Source organism: Bradyrhizobium sp. WSM4873, assembly GCF_055811355.1.
In genome coordinates this window covers 22,936-39,480 of the sequence record NZ_JBVVPS010000034.1, presented here as the reverse complement: position 1 = coordinate 39,480, position 16,545 = coordinate 22,936, and the positions used below count along the sequence as shown (strand labels likewise).

The 16,545-nt window shown below is 58.3% G+C and carries 13 protein-coding genes and 1 pseudogene; 1 reads left to right on the top strand and 13 read right to left on the bottom strand.

Annotated features, from left to right (window positions below; translation table 11 throughout):
• Positions 1-525: 525 nt before the first annotated feature.
• The 4 genes from nifT to AC0L21_RS31535 are packed head-to-tail and all read right to left on the bottom strand — an operon-like array spanning position 526 to position 2,591.
• Complete coding sequence (gene nifT / locus AC0L21_RS31550) at positions 526-750, bottom strand: putative nitrogen fixation protein NifT (RefSeq protein ID WP_007600030.1); 225 nt, start codon at positions 748-750, stop codon at positions 526-528.
• A complete protein-coding gene (nifS, locus tag AC0L21_RS31545; RefSeq protein ID WP_473255567.1) occupies positions 747-1,958 on the bottom strand; it encodes a cysteine desulfurase NifS in 1,212 nt (403 codons plus the stop codon). Before nifS ends, nifT begins: the two co-directional genes overlap by 4 nt.
• Positions 1,959-2,231, bottom strand: coding sequence for a NifU family protein (locus tag AC0L21_RS31540; RefSeq protein ID WP_473265629.1), 273 nt, complete (start codon positions 2,229-2,231; stop codon positions 1,959-1,961).
• 39 nt (positions 2,232-2,270) lie between these two features.
• Entirely contained in the window at positions 2,271-2,591 is a 321-nt protein-coding gene (locus AC0L21_RS31535) for an iron-sulfur cluster assembly accessory protein (protein WP_473265628.1), read from the bottom strand.
• A gap of 324 nt (positions 2,592-2,915) precedes the next feature.
• Here AC0L21_RS31535 and AC0L21_RS31530 point away from each other — a divergent pair, with 324 nt between their 5' ends.
• Entirely contained in the window at positions 2,916-3,506 is a 591-nt protein-coding gene (locus AC0L21_RS31530) for a hypothetical protein (protein WP_473255564.1), read from the top strand.
• 741 nt (positions 3,507-4,247) lie between these two features.
• Here the strand turns inward: AC0L21_RS31530 and AC0L21_RS31525 are convergent.
• The 9 genes and pseudogenes from AC0L21_RS31525 to nifD form a co-directional block, all read right to left on the bottom strand.
• Positions 4,248-5,111: pseudogene (locus AC0L21_RS31525) on the bottom strand (aspartate-semialdehyde dehydrogenase); the annotation flags it as partial.
• A 1,131-nt stretch (positions 5,112-6,242) separates the two neighbouring features.
• Positions 6,243-6,527, bottom strand: a complete 285-nt coding sequence (fdxB, locus tag AC0L21_RS31520) for a ferredoxin III, nif-specific (protein ID WP_473255563.1) — start codon at positions 6,525-6,527, stop codon at positions 6,243-6,245.
• A 13-nt stretch (positions 6,528-6,540) separates the two neighbouring features.
• Positions 6,541-6,741: a CCE_0567 family metalloprotein gene (locus tag AC0L21_RS31515; protein ID WP_369726381.1), complete on the bottom strand. Its 201-nt coding sequence runs from the start codon at positions 6,739-6,741 to the stop codon at positions 6,541-6,543.
• Between the two features lie 7 nt (positions 6,742-6,748).
• Positions 6,749-7,219 (bottom strand): NifX-associated nitrogen fixation protein, encoded by a 471-nt coding sequence (locus AC0L21_RS31510; protein ID WP_473255562.1) that lies wholly within the window; start codon positions 7,217-7,219, stop codon positions 6,749-6,751.
• Between the two features lie 10 nt (positions 7,220-7,229).
• On the bottom strand, positions 7,230-7,625 hold the full coding sequence (nifX, locus tag AC0L21_RS31505; protein ID WP_473255561.1) for a nitrogen fixation protein NifX: 396 nt from the start codon (positions 7,623-7,625) through the stop codon (positions 7,230-7,232).
• Complete coding sequence (nifN, locus tag AC0L21_RS31500) at positions 7,516-9,030, bottom strand: nitrogenase iron-molybdenum cofactor biosynthesis protein NifN (protein ID WP_473255560.1); 1,515 nt, start codon at positions 9,028-9,030, stop codon at positions 7,516-7,518. The genes nifX and nifN overlap by 110 nt, the downstream gene beginning before the upstream one ends.
• A 5-nt stretch (positions 9,031-9,035) precedes the next feature.
• Entirely contained in the window at positions 9,036-10,679 is a 1,644-nt protein-coding gene (gene nifE / locus AC0L21_RS31495; RefSeq protein ID WP_473255559.1) for a nitrogenase iron-molybdenum cofactor biosynthesis protein NifE, read from the bottom strand.
• A gap of 115 nt (positions 10,680-10,794) precedes the next feature.
• Positions 10,795-12,354, bottom strand: coding sequence for a nitrogenase molybdenum-iron protein subunit beta (gene nifK / locus AC0L21_RS31490; protein ID WP_473265627.1), 1,560 nt, complete (start codon positions 12,352-12,354; stop codon positions 10,795-10,797).
• Positions 12,355-12,435: 81 nt separating this feature from the next.
• On the bottom strand, positions 12,436-13,938 hold the full coding sequence (nifD, locus tag AC0L21_RS31485) for a nitrogenase molybdenum-iron protein alpha chain (RefSeq protein ID WP_473265626.1): 1,503 nt from the start codon (positions 13,936-13,938) through the stop codon (positions 12,436-12,438).
• Positions 13,939-16,545: the final 2,607 nt, after the last annotated feature.

The window sequence follows — 16,545 nt, the reverse complement described above, 5'->3', positions numbered from 1 at the left end:
CGGGGCGCTTTGAAGGACAGGTTGATAAGGCGAGCCTAGAAGCAGAGAAAGCAGTCCTGTGACTGACCTATGCCATGGAAGATCACGCGGACCCCTGCGTGATGCTCCGGAAGGGCATTGTCAACCAGGTGAAGAGAAACGCCCGCTCGCCAGGGTCAGGGATCATCACGAAGGTTGATACTTCTGAGCCTGCGATCTGGGCCGGCGCGCGACTCAACCATTCAAAGCTGAACCTTATGGAGTCCAGCCATTGGCCTGACGCTGTTAAGACGCGCGGAATGCAACGAGCGGCCTGGCGGCCGCCGAAAAGGGGAGGTCGCGAAGGCCTCCCCACCAATGCCATCCCGCTGGCCGGATGCCTCGATGCTGCGCCCCGGCCAAGATACTGCCTTTGGCAGCGCGCGGCAGCACGATCTTGGTTCCGAACAAGCCTGCATGGGCTGTCGCGTTGACCGGTACGCGCTGACCGCGCCCGCCAGACTTCCCTGGACATCCCAGTTTGACGACGTCCATAGACACGGAGTTTCATTTTTCGGTTGCTTCGCCGCCGCGCTTCTTGGCGTTTATGGTGATTGGTAGGGTGGTGTCGCTCGCCATCGCCGGTAGGTCGAGCACCCAGCCGTTTGCGATTTTAATCCAACCACCCCACAGCGTCTCGTGCTCCCAGCCGACGATCGGCTCCTCAAGATCTTTCTTGGGTACATAAATCGAAAGGCCTGTCTCAGGCGAACGACGAATCATGACCTTCATAGGGGCTCTGCAGGTTGCGAACTCTCGCCCGCACGCTCCTGACACGCACGCAACAGGGCTCTCTGTTCGGAAGTAATGTGCGCCAGGACTTGCAGCACACGATCGATCTCATCCAGCGCCGTCTCTCGCGAGAGCGAGAAGCGAACCGCACCGCGCAAAAACGCCGGCGCTACTCTCATCGCGCGCAGGACATGGGACGGCTCCATCGAGCCGCACGCGCAGGCTGAACCGAGTGAGGTGGCAATTCCGTCACGATTCAGGTGGTGGACGATGGCCTCCGCTTCGAGACGCTCGAAGGCAATGTTAGAGGTATTTGGCAGGCGGTTTTTGATATCACCAAGCACGATGCAACCGCCGAGCGCGAGAATGCCGCGCTCCAGCCGGTCGCGAAGGGCGCAAATCTGGATCTGATCTTGTATGAGGTGTGCCGCCGCGAGTTCCGCCGCCTTGCCGAGGCCAACAATGCCTGGGACGTTTTCGGTGCCAGCGCGGCGACGCCGCTCTTGCACGCCGCCGAAGATCAGCGGCCGGAACTTAATGTCCTTGCGCACATACAGCGCGCCGACGCCCTTCGGACCATGGAGCTTGTGGCCGGAGAGCGACAGCATATCGATGTCCGTCGTCTTCAGGTCAATGGGAATCCGCCCGACGGCCTGGACTGCATCGGTGTGAAAGAGCGCGCCGACTGAGCGCGCCATCTTGGCGAGGGACTTCACCGGAAAAATCGTACCGGTCTCATTATTGGCCCACATGATCGAGGCGACTGACGTACGCTCCGACAAGGCATTGCCATAACTCTCGATGTCCAATCGACCGCTTGCATCGACCGGAATGACATGGATCTTGATTCCTCGTCGGCCTAGCTCCTCGGCAAGAGACAGCACGGCCGAATGCTCAACGGCGGTTGTGACGATCTCGTCGCGTCCTTCCTGCACGGCGAGCGCGGACAGGATTGCAGTGTTGTCAGATTCCGTCGCGCCGGAGGTGAAAACGATCTCGTGATCGAATGCCGCGCCAATGAGAGCCTGCACATTTCGGCGCGCCTGCGTCAATGCGGGTGCAACCTCAATGCCGAATGCATGCCCGGACGACGCATTGCCGAATTGCCCAGAGAAGAATGGAAGCATTGCGGCGACCACCAAGGGATGTGCAGGGGTCGTGGCGTTATTGTCTAGGTAAATCGGCTGCACGGAGAGTTCGCTCTGCATTTAAGCCCTCACTTTGGCAGCTCCGGGCAGCGGGATCAGGCGGACACACTGTCCGAGCCGCTCGCTCAGGCCCGCCTGAATGACCGCGAGCGTCGTGCCCGGAAGCTTGCATACCATGCAAGCGCCAGCGAGCCCGACCATGATCTTGTTGCCGTCTATTGCGACGAGCTCACAATGTCCCCGACTCTCATCGAGCACGGCGCGGACAATCCGCTCGCGATCGAAAGGCTCGATAGTCGAAGACTGCTTCGTCCGTTCAGCCTTCACGCCCATGTTCGATGCTCATTCCATTGCCAAGCGTACCAAGGCGACTCAGCTGAACGATTTTCCGCATGAACAGCTCGATTTGGCATTTGGGTTATCGAAGCGGAATCCTGATCCTTCGAGCGACACCACGAAATCGATCGTGGTGCCGTTGAGATGCGCCCGGCTCGCGTTGTCGACAAAGACTTTAATCCCGCCTTGCTCGAACACGGTCTCATCGGAGCTTGGCTCATGAGCAAGACCCATTTTATATGTGAATCCCTGGCAGCCGCCGCCTTCGATCATGATCCGTAAACCGCTTGCCGGCTGCGCAGTCGAGGAGATTGCGGCCTTCAGTGCGTTGATAGCGCTATCCGTTAGGTTGATCATCTCTGGCTCGTTCTCAGTTCTCTCGCAAAGCACAAATGGCAAATCCCATGCCAGTCGAGATGCAGGTGAAACCAGCTTCTGTTGCAGAGGCCCACCGCTCGATTTGCGACCTGTCGGGTTCGCGACAGGCGGTTTTCCGGCAGCAGGATGTCATGCGTGCGAGGCCTCGTGATGGTGGCAGCAGGTATCCACGCAAATCGCGCCAAGCCGCCGTTTATGCTCTACGTCGCTGCAGACATCGCGGACGGCAAACAACTTGCAGAAAGGTAGGGGCACGTCGCATTGGGCGACCCGTGCACACCACAAATTGATGAGGAGGCTTCCATGACCTCGATCGACAACACCGCTCTTGGCCCGCTGGACAAGGAGGGGCGATTGCTGAATGCGGTGCTTAAGAGTGAAACAACGAAGTCGGGGCGATTTGGATTTCGAGGCGACATCGCGCTGAAGTTCCAAGCCCAGTTCGCCGACGAAAAACGACCACCGGATTATTCCATCGAACAAGTTCTTGCAATCGCACAAGAAGGCGAACCAGCCATCCCAGTCCTTGCCGGATATCTGCATTCTTTCGCTTATCTACCCGAGGCCGCGAAGGTGCTGGATGGCAGGCTGAGCCCCAACGGCAGCTATTTCATCTTCTGCAACAACATTGATCTGCTCGCGAAGTACCGCACTAAAATAGGCGACATCACCTTCCGCATTCTGCCTTGCAATGAATCAACCGTATGGAAGGAGATGATGGACCTCGCCGGCATCGACAAGAACGACCTCAAGAAGCTCGGTACCGCCGCGAGGCTCGACTACTTGCTCGATGCCGCCAAGGAAATCGATGGATCATACACGGAGATCTCATACGAGGACGGCCTAGCCAAAATGGAGCCGGTGAAGAACAGAAGCGAAAATCGCCCAGTCTGAGGCATCGCCTCAGACCCCTTTCTCGCCAGCTCGACAGTCCGCCGCAAAGTGAGTCACTGCAAACGCGTCGCCTGCGGCGGGCTCTTTCAAACCTTGACGATGCACTTCCGGCCCAGCTTTTCGGGAAGATGACATGCCCACTCTGCTGGTCGTGTGTTGGCCAAGAGCACTGTCGTCATCACGCTGAGGCCGGCTCACCGCGACGGTCCGACTGAGCGGGTCTATCGTGATCAGGACATTCTCAGTTTGACCGGTTCATGGTCGCGGTCACACTTCAAAGGCCGATCGACGGTGTGTGGATTGGCTTTGGCGTTGCGCTCCAGGCCTTTGCCGGCCTGAGCGGCGCTGAGATGTCGCGCGAGGAGCGATCACTATGCTGATGTTCACGGAGGGACCGCCGGTGATCCGGACATTCCGGGGCTGCGCGATGTCTGTGCTGCGGAAGCCGGCGGCATCCGCGACTGCAGCGACCACACGTGGATGCAGAACTCGCGCCGACCCGGAAGCGCGGTAGCGTACGTGCGAAATCGCCCGACAGAATCCGCCGCTGGGAGTGTGGAGGACGGAGTGGTCGCCAAAGGGGTGGAGGTGCTGCCAACTGTGTAGGAGTGCCCGAGTACCCGTCGCGGTAATCAGCAGCACCCGCGAGGTCGAGCAGGCGGGTGGATTTCCCGTCAGCATCGGCTTCGGCCACCCAGGCCTTGACCTATCGTCTCGGCGTGCGCCTGATGACAGGCCCAGCAACAGCCCTGCGATCTGCATGGCGTTCAGCGCCGCGCCTTTGAGCAGTTGATCCGACGCAACGAATATCGAGATCGGATGCCCTGAGGGATCGCTGAGGTCCTTGTGGATGCGGCCGACCAGAACATCACCCTGGCCAGCGGCGGCGATTGGTATCGGATCTCGTTTTGGTGCGGTCGGACGACCTTCACGCCGGGCGCTTGCGCCATGATCGGGCGCACATGCTGCTGGGTGATCGGCTTCTCGCATTCGAAGTTGATGGGCGCGCAGCACGGGTACGCGGATGCAGGTCACACCAGTCACGATTATCCCGTCCTCGAAGATCTTGAAAGTTGGCTATTGAGATTGACACGCGTGAATTTCAGCAACCTCTTCCATCGCAGCGGCGCCGGCCCCGCTGGCGGCCCGGTAAGTTGCGCTTATCACGCGCTTGGTGCGGTTCTTCTGGTGGATTGGCCAAAGCAGCACCAGCGCGGTGATCGCGGCGCACTTCGGGTTGGCGATGATGCCCTTGCGGTCGCGGACGCGGGCCGCATTGATCTCGAGGATCACCAGTGGCAGGTTCGGATCCATTCGGAAAGCGGAGGAGTTGTCGATCACGACAGCGCCTGCCCTGACCGCGATCGGCGCGTCCGTTCTGGAGATGCCGTTGCCATCCGAGAACAGGGCGATGTCGTCAGCTCCTCGATCACGACGCCCTTACTCCAGAACGACATCGTCTTGCCGGCCGAGCGGGAGCTGGCCAGCGCTTCAGCCCGCCGGGGCGAAAGCCGCGTTTGTCCGTGGAGGCGTGAATTCGGCGCCCCCCGCGCCTGTGGCCGCCGACAATCGCGAGCACGGGTCGTTACTCACATTTTCCTCCATTTCGGTTTGAGCATGATCTGGTTGGAAACCCGGATTCCACTCTTCCGGATCATGCTGTGCAGACAACAAAAAGGTGCAGGACCAGTGGCAGCGTGGCTTCGGTAGAGCTGGTGCGTTCAGTGGACGAGTAGGCGCGCATGCGTCCCCGGGCCCCAAAGGCCGTGGTAGTCTTGGTCGCGTTCGGTCGTCGTGAACATGACCGCTACTTGTGCGGTATGCTTCGCAAGAATTGATGTTGAGGAGTCACGGATCGATGGCTTGAAGCATTCGAGATCGGACATTCTTAACTCCCCTTCAGCATTTTCTGAACCGGCCACCTCCTTCTTTTAAGAACAACAAGTTCTGTTCATTATGCTAGCCCAATAAAGCATGGGATCCACGTCGGCGGCGGCGCAACCGGTAGAAGACTGCCAGATCGAACCTCGACGCTGCATAAGTGAACGACAACACGCACCTTCCGCGTGCGGAACGCTTTACGATCGGCAGGGATGTTTCGGAACTATCCTCAATACTGGGCCGGCCTTCGGCGGCCTCAACTGCTCTTCTTATATGGTGGTAGACAGGCTACTCACGAGCATTTCTGCCGCACTGATGGGCGGTGACCTGTCCATTATTTGGCACGCAAGCGTTGCATCGATCAGTTCGACCCAGCGCTCCCGTGTTATGCGGGTTGCCTTGGACGTGCGGTTCCGGACAATCTCAAATAGGGTGGCCGCGTACTGGCTGCTCCAACCTGGCTCGGGGGATGGTGGAGCAGAGTTGACCGCGCGTACTCAATACAGTGAGAACGACGTGAAACTATGCAGAATGTCGCAACCAAAGTCATCTAGCCCATCAACTCCTTGCGCCGTGGTTACTGGAGTCCGCGAGCACGAGACGGCGCGGTCGTGTCATTTGACCGATCCCTCCCAAGGACAGCCGACAGTCCATGTTCGGGCACGGTCAGCTCAGGAAAGCTGGGTTGGCTCCAACAGCGCAGGTTGGATGTCGCACGTTGGCGAATAGCAAATGAATCTCCGACTGGGCTTCGATATTGAACATCGCACCGTAGATGTCGTCGGCTCGATACCGGACTCCCGACTTGCCTTCGTCTCTGACAAGGCAGCCGTATTCATAGCGGCGAAAGTCGCTTCAAGCCCGTGGCGCGTGCGTCTGACAGTTTGTTGGACACACCCGCGCGCAGGCGCTGCAGCCGATGCAAGCGCCTTCATCATTCAACACCATGACCTTTTTTTCGAGCTCATCGTCCTCCTCATCGAGATCGATGATTTGGCCACCCTCGCTTAGCCCCTTCAGCGTCATGACCTCGCGGCCGCAAACCTTATAGCAGCGGCCGCAGCCGATGCACTTCTTGAGATCGATAGAAACCAGGTAATCCGGCTCCCAACTGCGGCCGTCGCGGGTCCTAAATGACACGGCTTGAGATCCGCTATGCTTTGTCTAGCGCTTGGAGATTTTGGCGCTTGCTTTCTAGCTCGCTGAAGGCAGCGTGGGCCTTCTGCGCCACACTCAGGATCGAGCACCAGTTGACCGGCAGCTCCTCGGAGAGGTCGTGGAGGTCCATCTTGGCTTGGGTCGCCTTCGCCGACAGCTTCTTTATTTCCGCTTTCAGCGCTTCAACATCGTTCATGCTTGCCTCAATAATTCGCCACTTCCGGGAACTTACGGATCATCTCAACGCCACTGTTGACGAATTTGTCGCCTTGATCAGCGAGATCAGAGAAATGGTCGAAACCAAAGCGATGCACGTCGCGCAGCTGCTTGCTCACGACAACGAGCCGACCGCCGATCAACACGATCCGACCGAACCCTTCGTTGTGCATCTTCAGCATTGGCGAGATCATCACTCCGGTCGCCTTCTCGATCGAGAGCGCAACCGCGTTAAAGAACAGCTCCAGCCGCCATGTCGTCTTGGGGTCGGGATTGCCGACAATAGGCAGCGCACGGCGCTTGTGCTTGTCGAGGACGTAGGGTTCGAGCAAATCGAGATCCTTCTTGCCCTCCCAGGCGCCGTGGGAGTCCTGGGCGCGCCAGATCTTGACGAGCTCTTTCAGAAATGGCCGCTCCGCCGCTGCGGCGGCTGGAGTGACTTCGGACGTATCTCCCATCCTCGTTCCTTCAGGTTTCGAAATCCACTGTACGTTCCGGGTTTTTGGCGAGCAGCTTCCGCAGCCAGGGCGGCGGCGAGCCCTTCAGCACGGTTTCGAGTTTGACGCAAAGTTCGTCGATGGGCTCTGGTTGCAGCACCTTCATCGGATGGATCTTGCTCGCGACGACTCGTGCAGCACCCGAGCCGCCGATCGCCGCAACATAGAGGATTGCGCAGTCCCTGATCGCCTCGATCTTGGGCGCTAGCTTATCCTCATTGCCGTCTTCCGTGAGGTCACCACCGAACTGGATCGCCTCAATAAACCGATGCCCCTCCGGGCCGACCTCGTAGATCGCGATGTTCTTGGCCCAGCCGAAGTGCGCATCGACATGCTTCAAGTCCTGAGTGGCAAATGCAACTTTCATCCGCGTTGTTTTCTCTCCCTGCTGAATGCAACCCAGGCGAATCGACCTGCAGGCCAGAGTTGGTGAATCGCCAGCTGTCAGGCGTCGGCCGATGGTTAATCTCTCGGTCGGTGATGATGAGATTGGCGATATCAAAGATCAGGTCGCGCGTGCCGCGATAACCAACGATTGTGAGGTGCGCAGCCCCAAGGCGATCGAACATGGGAAAGCCTACCCGGAAGAATGGAACATTGAGTCGCGAAGCCGCCTGGCGACCATGTGAATGGGACATCAAGAGGTCGCAGTCACGCGACCTGGCAAGCTCTTCAAGATCCTCCAGATCGCCGATTAGGACGTCCTCGGTCCTGACCCGCTGCAGCACCGGTGAGTTCGTCGTCGTCACCGCAGCAGTGACCTGCGCCCCCATCTCGTCGAGCGAGCTGGAGAGATCAAATAACAAGTCCGGCTCGGCGCCGATCGCGAGCTTGCGGCCGCCGATATGGAAATGAGCATCCAGCATGGCGTCTGCCAGCTGTCCACGCTGCCGGCGATACTTCGAGGGTACTGACCGGCCGGTGATCTGGCTCAAGAACGCCATAAATTCGTCGCTTGGGATAAGGCCACAGAGCCGCTCGAATAGACGGAACGGCACGCCTGTCCGCACCTGCATGGTCTCGGCCGCACCGCGCATTTGCGCGCCGATCGCGATCGTCCAGGCCACCTGCCCCATGGTCGCAATTTCGTCCACTCCAATCCCCCCGATCGTAGTCGGCGTGAATTCGTCGGGGATGTGGCCGTCCAGCGAACCTGCAAGGTCCGGCAGGAAGGAGGGCTTGAGACCGAAATCCTCAAAGATCGTGCGAAGCTCGTCGAGGTCGCCGGGCGTGAGGTGGCAACCAGGTAGCACGTTAACGCGGGACGCATCGCGCGGTCTGGCTGCGTCGAACGGTGCCACAAGCACCTCGATCATCCGCGCCACCGTCTTCCCCCAGCCATCCTGAAAGGCATCCTTGAAATCCGGAGTCGAGACGTAGACAAGGGGGAGCTTTTCGAGCTGCGGGTGCTTCTGTCGGATCAACCGGATGAAGGCTTCGACGTCATCGCCGTTGGTTTCGGTGACCCCAGTTGAATTGATGCCAATGATTTCGGGCTCGGCGCGATTGTAGATGTTGAGGATCGCCTGTTCGAGATTCTCGTGGCCGCCGAGCACGGTTGCGACCTCGCTCATGGCAGTCGTCTGCATCGGCACGGCTTCATTGAAATGGCGCACGAACAGCGTCAGCCCAAAGGAGGCGCAACCTTGAGGGCCGTGCAAAAGCGGCATCGCGCCGCGCAACCCCATGAAGGCAAATGAGCCGCCGATCGGCTGGCTCATCTTGAGCGGATTGACCGAACAGGCTTTCTTCGAGGTAGTGACGATCGCCATGTCCCCTACTCCGCCGCCTGCAGTGCCGCCGGCTGGAGATCGGAAGGAATGTCCTTACAAGCAATGCAACGCCCGATGGAACTGGTGCAGGGCTTGTTGGGCTCGCCGAGCTTCGGGCCATGCGGCGCAATCGCGCTCTCACCCTCGCTGGCCTCAGCTTGATTGGAGAAAGTTATCGTCCTGACGCCGTTCCTGCTCGGGTCCCGAACTGGATCCGCGGCTTGCGCATACATCTGCGCAGCCGTCTTTGCCTGAAGCTTCCGGTCGAAATCATCCCATGGCGCGGCTTGGCGGAGCTGATCCCATATCGGATTGTAGAGGGCCTTCTCGATCTCCTCCATGAGCTTGAGAATCCCGACATAGCCCATATAGGCGTGGCAGCGCTCCTGGTTGACATCGAGCCAAGGCATCGCCGCCTTCAGTGCGACGAATTGCGACTTGCCGCCCGAGAGCATGATATCGGCTTTTGCGTCCTTGAGCATCTTGTAGATCTCGCGAGGCGACATGTCCTCGATCATATGGGCGTCCTGGCCCATTAATTTCTTGATACGTTCCTTGTCCTTCATGGTCGATTTCTTCACGGACGTGCCGACGATCTCGAGCCCGGCCTCCTGCAAAGCGGCCACCATCGACCAGGATTTCACACCGCCGGTGATGAGAACAACCCTCTTGCCGGCAAAGCGCGGCTTGAAACGTTCAATCGCAGCCCAGGCCTTGGTCTCTTCGCGTGCGATCAGGGCTTGCGTGCGTTCCATCAGCTCAGCCGGCGCACCACTCTCGATCAGCATGCGCGCGATCTGGCGGAGTGAATCGTTGGTATCCTCAATACCGTAGAAGGAGCCTTCAAAAAACGGGATGCCGTAGCGCTGCCTCATCTTGCGTGCGACGTTGATCATTGCCCTTGAGCAAACCATCATCGCGGCTTTGGCTCGGTGCGAATAAGCGACCTCGCGATACTTGCCGTCCCCCGAGATGCACGACAGGATCCGGATTCCGAGCTCATCGAGCAGGGGCTTGATCTGCCAAAGCTCGCCGGACAGATTGTATTCACCGATGATGTTGATATCATACGATGTCGTGTAATCCGGCTCTCCGGTACCGATGACGTGCTCCAGCAGTGCTTCGCCAGCAAGCTTGTTACCAAGGTTCTTCGACCCGACAAATCCCGGTGAATTGATGGGAATGACCGGCTTGCCGAATTTGGCGGAGGCCGCCTTGCAGACCATATCGATGTCGTCACCGATCATTGCGGGCACGCATGTCTGGTAGACGAAGATGGCCTGCGGGTCGTATTTCTCTGTGATCTCCTTGACTGCCCTGTACAGCCGCTTCTCGCCGCCGAAGACGATATCGGTCTCGCTCATGTCTGTGGTGAAGCTTCTGCGCCACAGATCGGAGCCGGACGAGACCGAACCACGATTGTCCCAGGAATTGCCCTCACAGGCGATTGGACCATGCACAAGATGGGCGACATCGGTGAAGGGCTGCAGCGCGACTTTGGCGCCATCGAAGGCACATCCGCCGGCGGCGCCGCCCGGCTTGAGCTGCTTGGTGCAACCATTCTTACGCTCAACCTTCGACTTGCTCGCGTTCCTGGCGCAGCCCGGTTCGTTAAAGACGTCCTGTATGGTCGTGGGAAGCGAAGTCATGGTGTCTCTCTCGGGGATGTCAACACACCGCAGACCACAAGGATGGCCGGCGGAGAACCTGTGATCCCCGCCGCAGCGCCGCTGTTTCTGCGGACGATGAGGCGGGGAGCTCGCCTTAGCGTATGATGTCGAAGCTATAGTCTGTCTTGCCAACCGAGCTAGTCTTTCGATCGATCTCATCGAAGATCTTGTCGAGAATCTTGACCAGCACATTCATGCTCCCCTGATAGCCCCACACTGGATAACGATGGTGATGATGGCGATCGAAGATGGGAAAGCCGATGCGGATTAGCGGCGTTCCGGTGTCACGCTCGAGATACTTGCCGTAGGTGTTACCGATCAGGAAATCGACCGGCTCTGTGAACAGGAGCGATCGCATGTGCCAGAGATCCTTGCCTGGGAAGGCGCGGCAGTTTTTACCGAAGGGCGAGCTCGCGAACAGCGCCTGCATCTTCAGCTCCCACGCCTTACTCGCGTTCGTCGACAGCACGTGGATCGGCTCAGCGCCGAGCTCCAGCAGGAATGCGGCCAGGCCATAGCAGAGGTCTGGATCGCCATAGATCGCGAACTTCTTGCCGTGAACATGCGCGCTGGAGTCAGCCATTGCGTCTACCAGACGCCCACGCTCCTGCTCCAGTGCATTTGGAATTGCCTTGTTGGTGACACGCGACAGCGTCATCAGGAAATCGTCCGTGGCGCTGACGCCCAGCGGGTGATTGAAAGCGACGACCTCCTGATCGTGCCCTTTGATGAAGGACAACGTCTTCTCCGTGCAATATTGCTGCATGGAAATGGTTGCCTTGGCGTGGACAGCGTTCGCGGCATCCTTTAGTGTAGTGCCCCCATCATACATGCGGAACTCGCCGTCCGTGGGGGTATCGAACACGTCACTGTTATCCGCGAGGATGGTGTAGCCGATCCCCATCAGCTCGAAGATACGCTTTATCTCACGGATGTTTCCGACAGTGTAGCCGTCGAAGCCACCGATGAAGTTGATCGTGTTGTTTGCTTTACGCTCGAGTTTTGGGGCCGTGCCGGCTTTGCCATCCCAGAAATGCTCGAGGATGCCCTTGAGCGTATTGTCGTAGCCAGTAACGTGGCTGCCGACGAACGCAGGAGTGTGAGCGAATGGTACGTCGTAGTCCGCTGGGACTGAACCTTTTTCCTTTGATGTTTTGATGAAGGCATTGAGGTCGTCGCCGATGACTTCCGCCATGCAGGTCGTGGCGACCGCGATCATCTTCGGCTTGTACATGCTATAGCTGTTGGCAAGCCCGTCCGTAAGATTGTTAAGCCCCCCGAACACGGCCGCGTCTTCCGTCATGGACGAGGAGACGCACGAGGTCGGCTCCTTGAAGTGCCGTGACAGATGGCTGCGATAATACGCGACGCAGCCCTGTGAGCCGTGGACGAACGGCAGTGTGCGCTCGAACCCGAGGGCGGCGAACACCGCACCCAGCGGCTGGCAAGCCTTCGCCGGATTAACGGTTAGCGCCTCGCGGGCGAAGTTCTTCTCGCGGTACTCGGACGTCTTGGACCATTCTTTGATGCGATCGACGTCGGCGGGATCATGCGGATTCTCAAATAGCGCCTTCTTCTTGGCCAGCATCTGCTGGTATTCGTCTCCCCGGAAAAGCTCGGAGTGGTCGAGTATGTGTTCGGCGTTCTGTGTCATCATGGCACTCTTTGGGTTCTTGCGTTCGTTCTCCTGCCCTTCCCCTCCTCTGCGGAAAGAAACGGCCCGGGGTCGGCCTTCCTATTCCGCTGCCATGAGGCTCGGCTGCGGAGCGTCCTTCCAAGGCGCGGTGGTCTTCCCCCAGATCGGGGAGTTAATCGCCATGTCCATGTCGCGGGCGAAGATCGCGAAGCCGTCATAGCCGTGGTAAGGACCCGAGTAGTCCCAGGAATGCATTTGGCGGAACGGCACGCCCATTTTTTGGAAGACGTATTTTTCCTTGATACCGGAGCCGACCAGGTCTGGCCGGATCTTTTCGACGAAGCGCTCGAATTCGTAGCCGGTGACATCGTCGTAGATCAGCGTGCCATCTTTGACGTAGTGCTGGGCGGTGCGTTGGTAGTCATCGTTATGCCCGAACTCATAGCCCGTGCCGACAACATCCATGCCGAGGTCCTCATAGGCGCCGATGACGTGGCGAGGACGTAAGCCGCCGACGAACAGCATTACCGTCTTGCCTTCAAGCCGCGGCCGGTATTTCGCGATCACAGCATCGACAAGCGGTTGATATTTCGCGATGACGCGTTCGGCGCCTTGCTTGATCTTGTCATCGAAGAAGCTTGCAATTTTTCGCAGCGACTCCGCGATTTTGGAGGGACCGAAGAAGTTGTACTCGCACCAGGGAATCCCGAATTTTTCCTCCATGTGCCGTGAGATGTAGTTCATCGAGCGATAGCAATGCAGTATGTTGAGCTTTGCCTTCGGCGTCGCCTCCAATTCAGCGAGAGATCCATCCCCGGACCACTGGGCGATGACGCGTAGGCCCATTTCTTCCAGCAGGATTCGTGACGACCATGCGTCGCCGCCGATGTTGTAGTCGCCGATGATCGCAACATCATATGGCGTCGGTTCAAATTTAGGGCTGGTCTCTGGGACGCTCTTGTCAAAGATCCAATCCCGAACGGCGTCGTTCGCGATGTGATGGCCGAGCGACTGCGACACGCCACGGAAGCCCTCGCACCGCACAGGCACGATGGTTTTGCCGCCATATTCCTTCGATTTTTCTCGGGAGACCGCCTCGATATCGTCACCGATCAAGCCAATCGGACATTCGGACTGAATGGTGATGCCCCTGTTGAGAGGAAATAGCTCCTGGAGCTCATCGATGAGTTTCGTGACCTTTTTATCGCCGCCGAACACGATGTCCTTCTCCTGAAAATCGGAGGTGAACTGCAGTGTCACGAACGTGTCGATGCCGGTCGTCCCGACGTAGTAGTTGCGCCGCGAGCCCCACGAGTACTGACCGCAGCCGACCGGACCGTGGCTGATGTGGATCATGTCCTTGATGGGTCCCCAGACCACGCCCTTGGAGCCCGCATAGGCGCAGCCGCGGATGGTCATCACGCCGGGAATGGACTTGATATTCGACTTGACGCCACAATCCGACTTCCCCGCCTCGTGAACACTGAGATGCTTAGCGCGCCTTTTGGCGGTCTTCTCGGGGTAGACCGTCAACACCTCATCGATTAGCTGCTTGTTGCGCGCCTTGATCTCTGCAACGCTTTGGGTAGGTGCTCGGCTCATACAGGTTTCCCTTTCGATTGTGGTCTCAACAAGAAGCGACGCTTTTGCGGAAGACCGACGGATTTCCGATCCGGCGTTCAGGTAAGCGTGCAATCTGCGTGGGCGGTCCTACCGATCGCAACTTCGCGACGTTCATGCCGCAGGGGTCGTTCACGGTCTGGTAGCTCATCTCGGCTGAGCGGTTAGAAGCGCCATGTGTGACGCTGTCTATCGATGACCAAGACGCTTCTCGGTGAAGTCATGCCTGCTCTCCAGCGGTTGGTCATATCGGCTTCTTTATTCACTCGCGTGCGATCACGGGGCATGTCCCTGTGCATGGGATGCAAAGGACTAACAGCCGCCTCCTGTGCAGGGGTCTGCAACGAGTGTGCCAGCGCCGGTTGAATAGAAAAAGCAACGTTTATAGAGCTAGATAGCTGCCGGATGCGGATTGTTGTAAACCTGACCCTGTCTGCCACCAACAAGCGTAGCCGCAACGCCCTGTCTGAAACAAAACAATCGGTTACGCTCTCCACCAGCGGGGAGTCTGGCCGCGCCGACGTCACTCGGATGCGCAGCCTTGCTTCGTACGCGCCGATCCAGCGATCGCAAACACCATCCGTTCGAAGCGGATTTCAGCGCGGTTAGATGTGCCCATCGTGCTCGCGATCCCACCCCGAGCAAGAACGCATCGAGCGCTCCACCACCTGCTGCAGATGTCTCCACAAGAACTCAGTTGCCCAGCAGCAGTCCTCTTCCATTTCCGCATGGTCTCTCGCTCCGGCGTTCTTTTACTTGATACTGTGGAGAGGCGCGCTCGGAGGAGCGAACAGCTGACGCCGTGGAGAGCACGTAAGCTGATCAATTCCCAAGCAGCGCGGTAGCTAAAAATTCGCAAACGGTCACCTTGGGCTTGCCCGGATTTGAATTTGCCGGCTACGACACAGGGCGCTTCCGCATCAAACAATCTGCAGGTTTTTGCGTTCGGCGTAGTTCGACAAAGGGGAAGATCGGATTCTGGCGCGTCAGACAGTTTGAGCGGATTCACGGAAAGGCCAGCAGCTTCGCAAGTGTCGGCAGTCGAGATAGGGCAGGTCGAATGCGAACCACTGGTCGATTTCTCCTTTCTCGCTCCAGGACAGGATCGATTCCTTACGCTTACCTCCGTTGCGTGGTATATCAATCGCCATTGAAACCAGTTTTGCTAACGCGCTCCGCCAGCATTTTTGCAGAACAGCGTGCCGATGGTCCACTTGAACGGTATTTTTCTTACCCAGGTAATTTATGGTAAAAAGGGCCAAGATCTCGGAGCGAAGTGCTCAGGTGCGGATGTCGCGCATTGCAACGTTTGTAAATTGGTGCATCACCACTGTTACGGCGGTAATAGCGCTTGGGTTCGTGGGACTTGCGCTTGAGGACATACCCATCGGCGGCGCTGTCGAATGCAACTCCTGAACTTATCCAGGTTGCCATTCTGAGCGTTTATATTTCGTGCTGGGCTTACGGGACCAGCATCGACACGAAAATCCAGGGTGGAATCTATGCGGACGACCGACAGGGAGGACGTGTCCGGACCGGATCAATTGCTGCTGTCGCCTTTCTCGCGGTTGTTTCAGTCATTTTGCGTCTTGAATGAGATGGAGGAGAAGTTCACGTTAGCACCGGCCATCGGGCGTGAGCGATCCCGAAAGCCCAGGGGTCGGCGCCGGCGTTCTTCAAGATGATCAGCTTCGGCTTCCGTGACGGACCCTGTTCGTCGATGCCGCGCTTCGCGAGGAGTATGAACGGCTCCACTTCGAAAATCGACGCCGCCAAAGATCGGTTACTTGCCGCATTGAAGCTCGAGGGAGGACGAAGAAAGTATCGCCCAATCGCTCACCTTGAACATCACCGAGCACCGGCAGTTCGGGATCGGACTCATCGCTGCCATCGTCGCGCTTTCCGCTTTGATCAGCATGTCCGTTGGACTGGTTGGAATGATCCCACTTGGTACCTTCTGCCAACCATCATCGCCTTCTAGGTTCGGCTTCACTACGCCTGGGGCCATCCTGAACGTCGTCTTTGGCTTGACCGCGTTCAGCTAAATTGACTCTCCGTGACAGTCCCGATTGTCCTCGAAATCCGCATTGGACGCCATGTCACGGCATTCGGTACTTGGGCTGGCGAAGACTCCAGCCGGGATCCCGCTCTAACGATGTCTGCCCTCTGGATGGACGATGCCCGTCGTGCAAGCGGAGATCATCTCCTCCGAATCGATCGCTCTGCCTCGCGCGCCTTTCGCTTCTGTAGGGACGAGTTGGCTGCTGCACTAAACCGCCGCGTCGGTTCACGACCTAGCGTTCGATCCGTTAATCTTCCCTTTTGAGCTTCTCGCGCTCCTGCTGGAGCGCTTCGGTCTCTCGGGCGACCTCGCGTCCTTCGCCCAGTTATCCCTGGAAACGCTGGCGGGTCTCGGCGAGAACAGCGGGGGCGAAGGATTCAGTCAGCCGAACCCCGATTGCCGATCGGGCACTGCAGGGTGAGTTCATGAGCGCTTTTGCCGCCGTAGGGTTAGATATCACCGTTTCGGCAGCTCTTAGGCCCGAATAAACGTGATCCGGCCCCTTCGCCACGCTTTGTGGCTTTACC

Excerpts from the sequence above, each read along its gene's own strand:
- nifT (WP_007600030.1), bottom strand. The coding sequence starts at position 750 with ATGAAGGTCATGATTCGTCGTTCGCCTGAGACAGGCCTTTCGATTTAT.
- nifS (WP_473255567.1), bottom strand. The coding sequence starts at position 1,958 with ATGCAGAGCGAACTCTCCGTGCAGCCGATTTACCTAGACAATAACGCC.
- AC0L21_RS31540 (WP_473265629.1), bottom strand. The coding sequence starts at position 2,231 with ATGGGCGTGAAGGCTGAACGGACGAAGCAGTCTTCGACTATCGAGCCT.
- AC0L21_RS31535 (WP_473265628.1), bottom strand. The coding sequence starts at position 2,591 with ATGATCAACCTAACGGATAGCGCTATCAACGCACTGAAGGCCGCAATC.
- AC0L21_RS31530 (WP_473255564.1), top strand. The coding sequence starts at position 2,916 with ATGACCTCGATCGACAACACCGCTCTTGGCCCGCTGGACAAGGAGGGG.
- AC0L21_RS31515 (WP_369726381.1), bottom strand. The coding sequence starts at position 6,741 with ATGAACGATGTTGAAGCGCTGAAAGCGGAAATAAAGAAGCTGTCGGCG.
- AC0L21_RS31510 (WP_473255562.1), bottom strand. The coding sequence starts at position 7,219 with ATGGGAGATACGTCCGAAGTCACTCCAGCCGCCGCAGCGGCGGAGCGG.
- nifX (WP_473255561.1), bottom strand. The coding sequence starts at position 7,625 with ATGAAAGTTGCATTTGCCACTCAGGACTTGAAGCATGTCGATGCGCAC.
- nifN (WP_473255560.1), bottom strand. The coding sequence starts at position 9,030 with ATGGCGATCGTCACTACCTCGAAGAAAGCCTGTTCGGTCAATCCGCTC.
- nifE (WP_473255559.1), bottom strand. The coding sequence starts at position 10,679 with ATGACTTCGCTTCCCACGACCATACAGGACGTCTTTAACGAACCGGGC.
- nifK (WP_473265627.1), bottom strand. The coding sequence starts at position 12,354 with ATGACACAGAACGCCGAACACATACTCGACCACTCCGAGCTTTTCCGG.
- nifD (WP_473265626.1), bottom strand. The coding sequence starts at position 13,938 with ATGAGCCGAGCACCTACCCAAAGCGTTGCAGAGATCAAGGCGCGCAAC.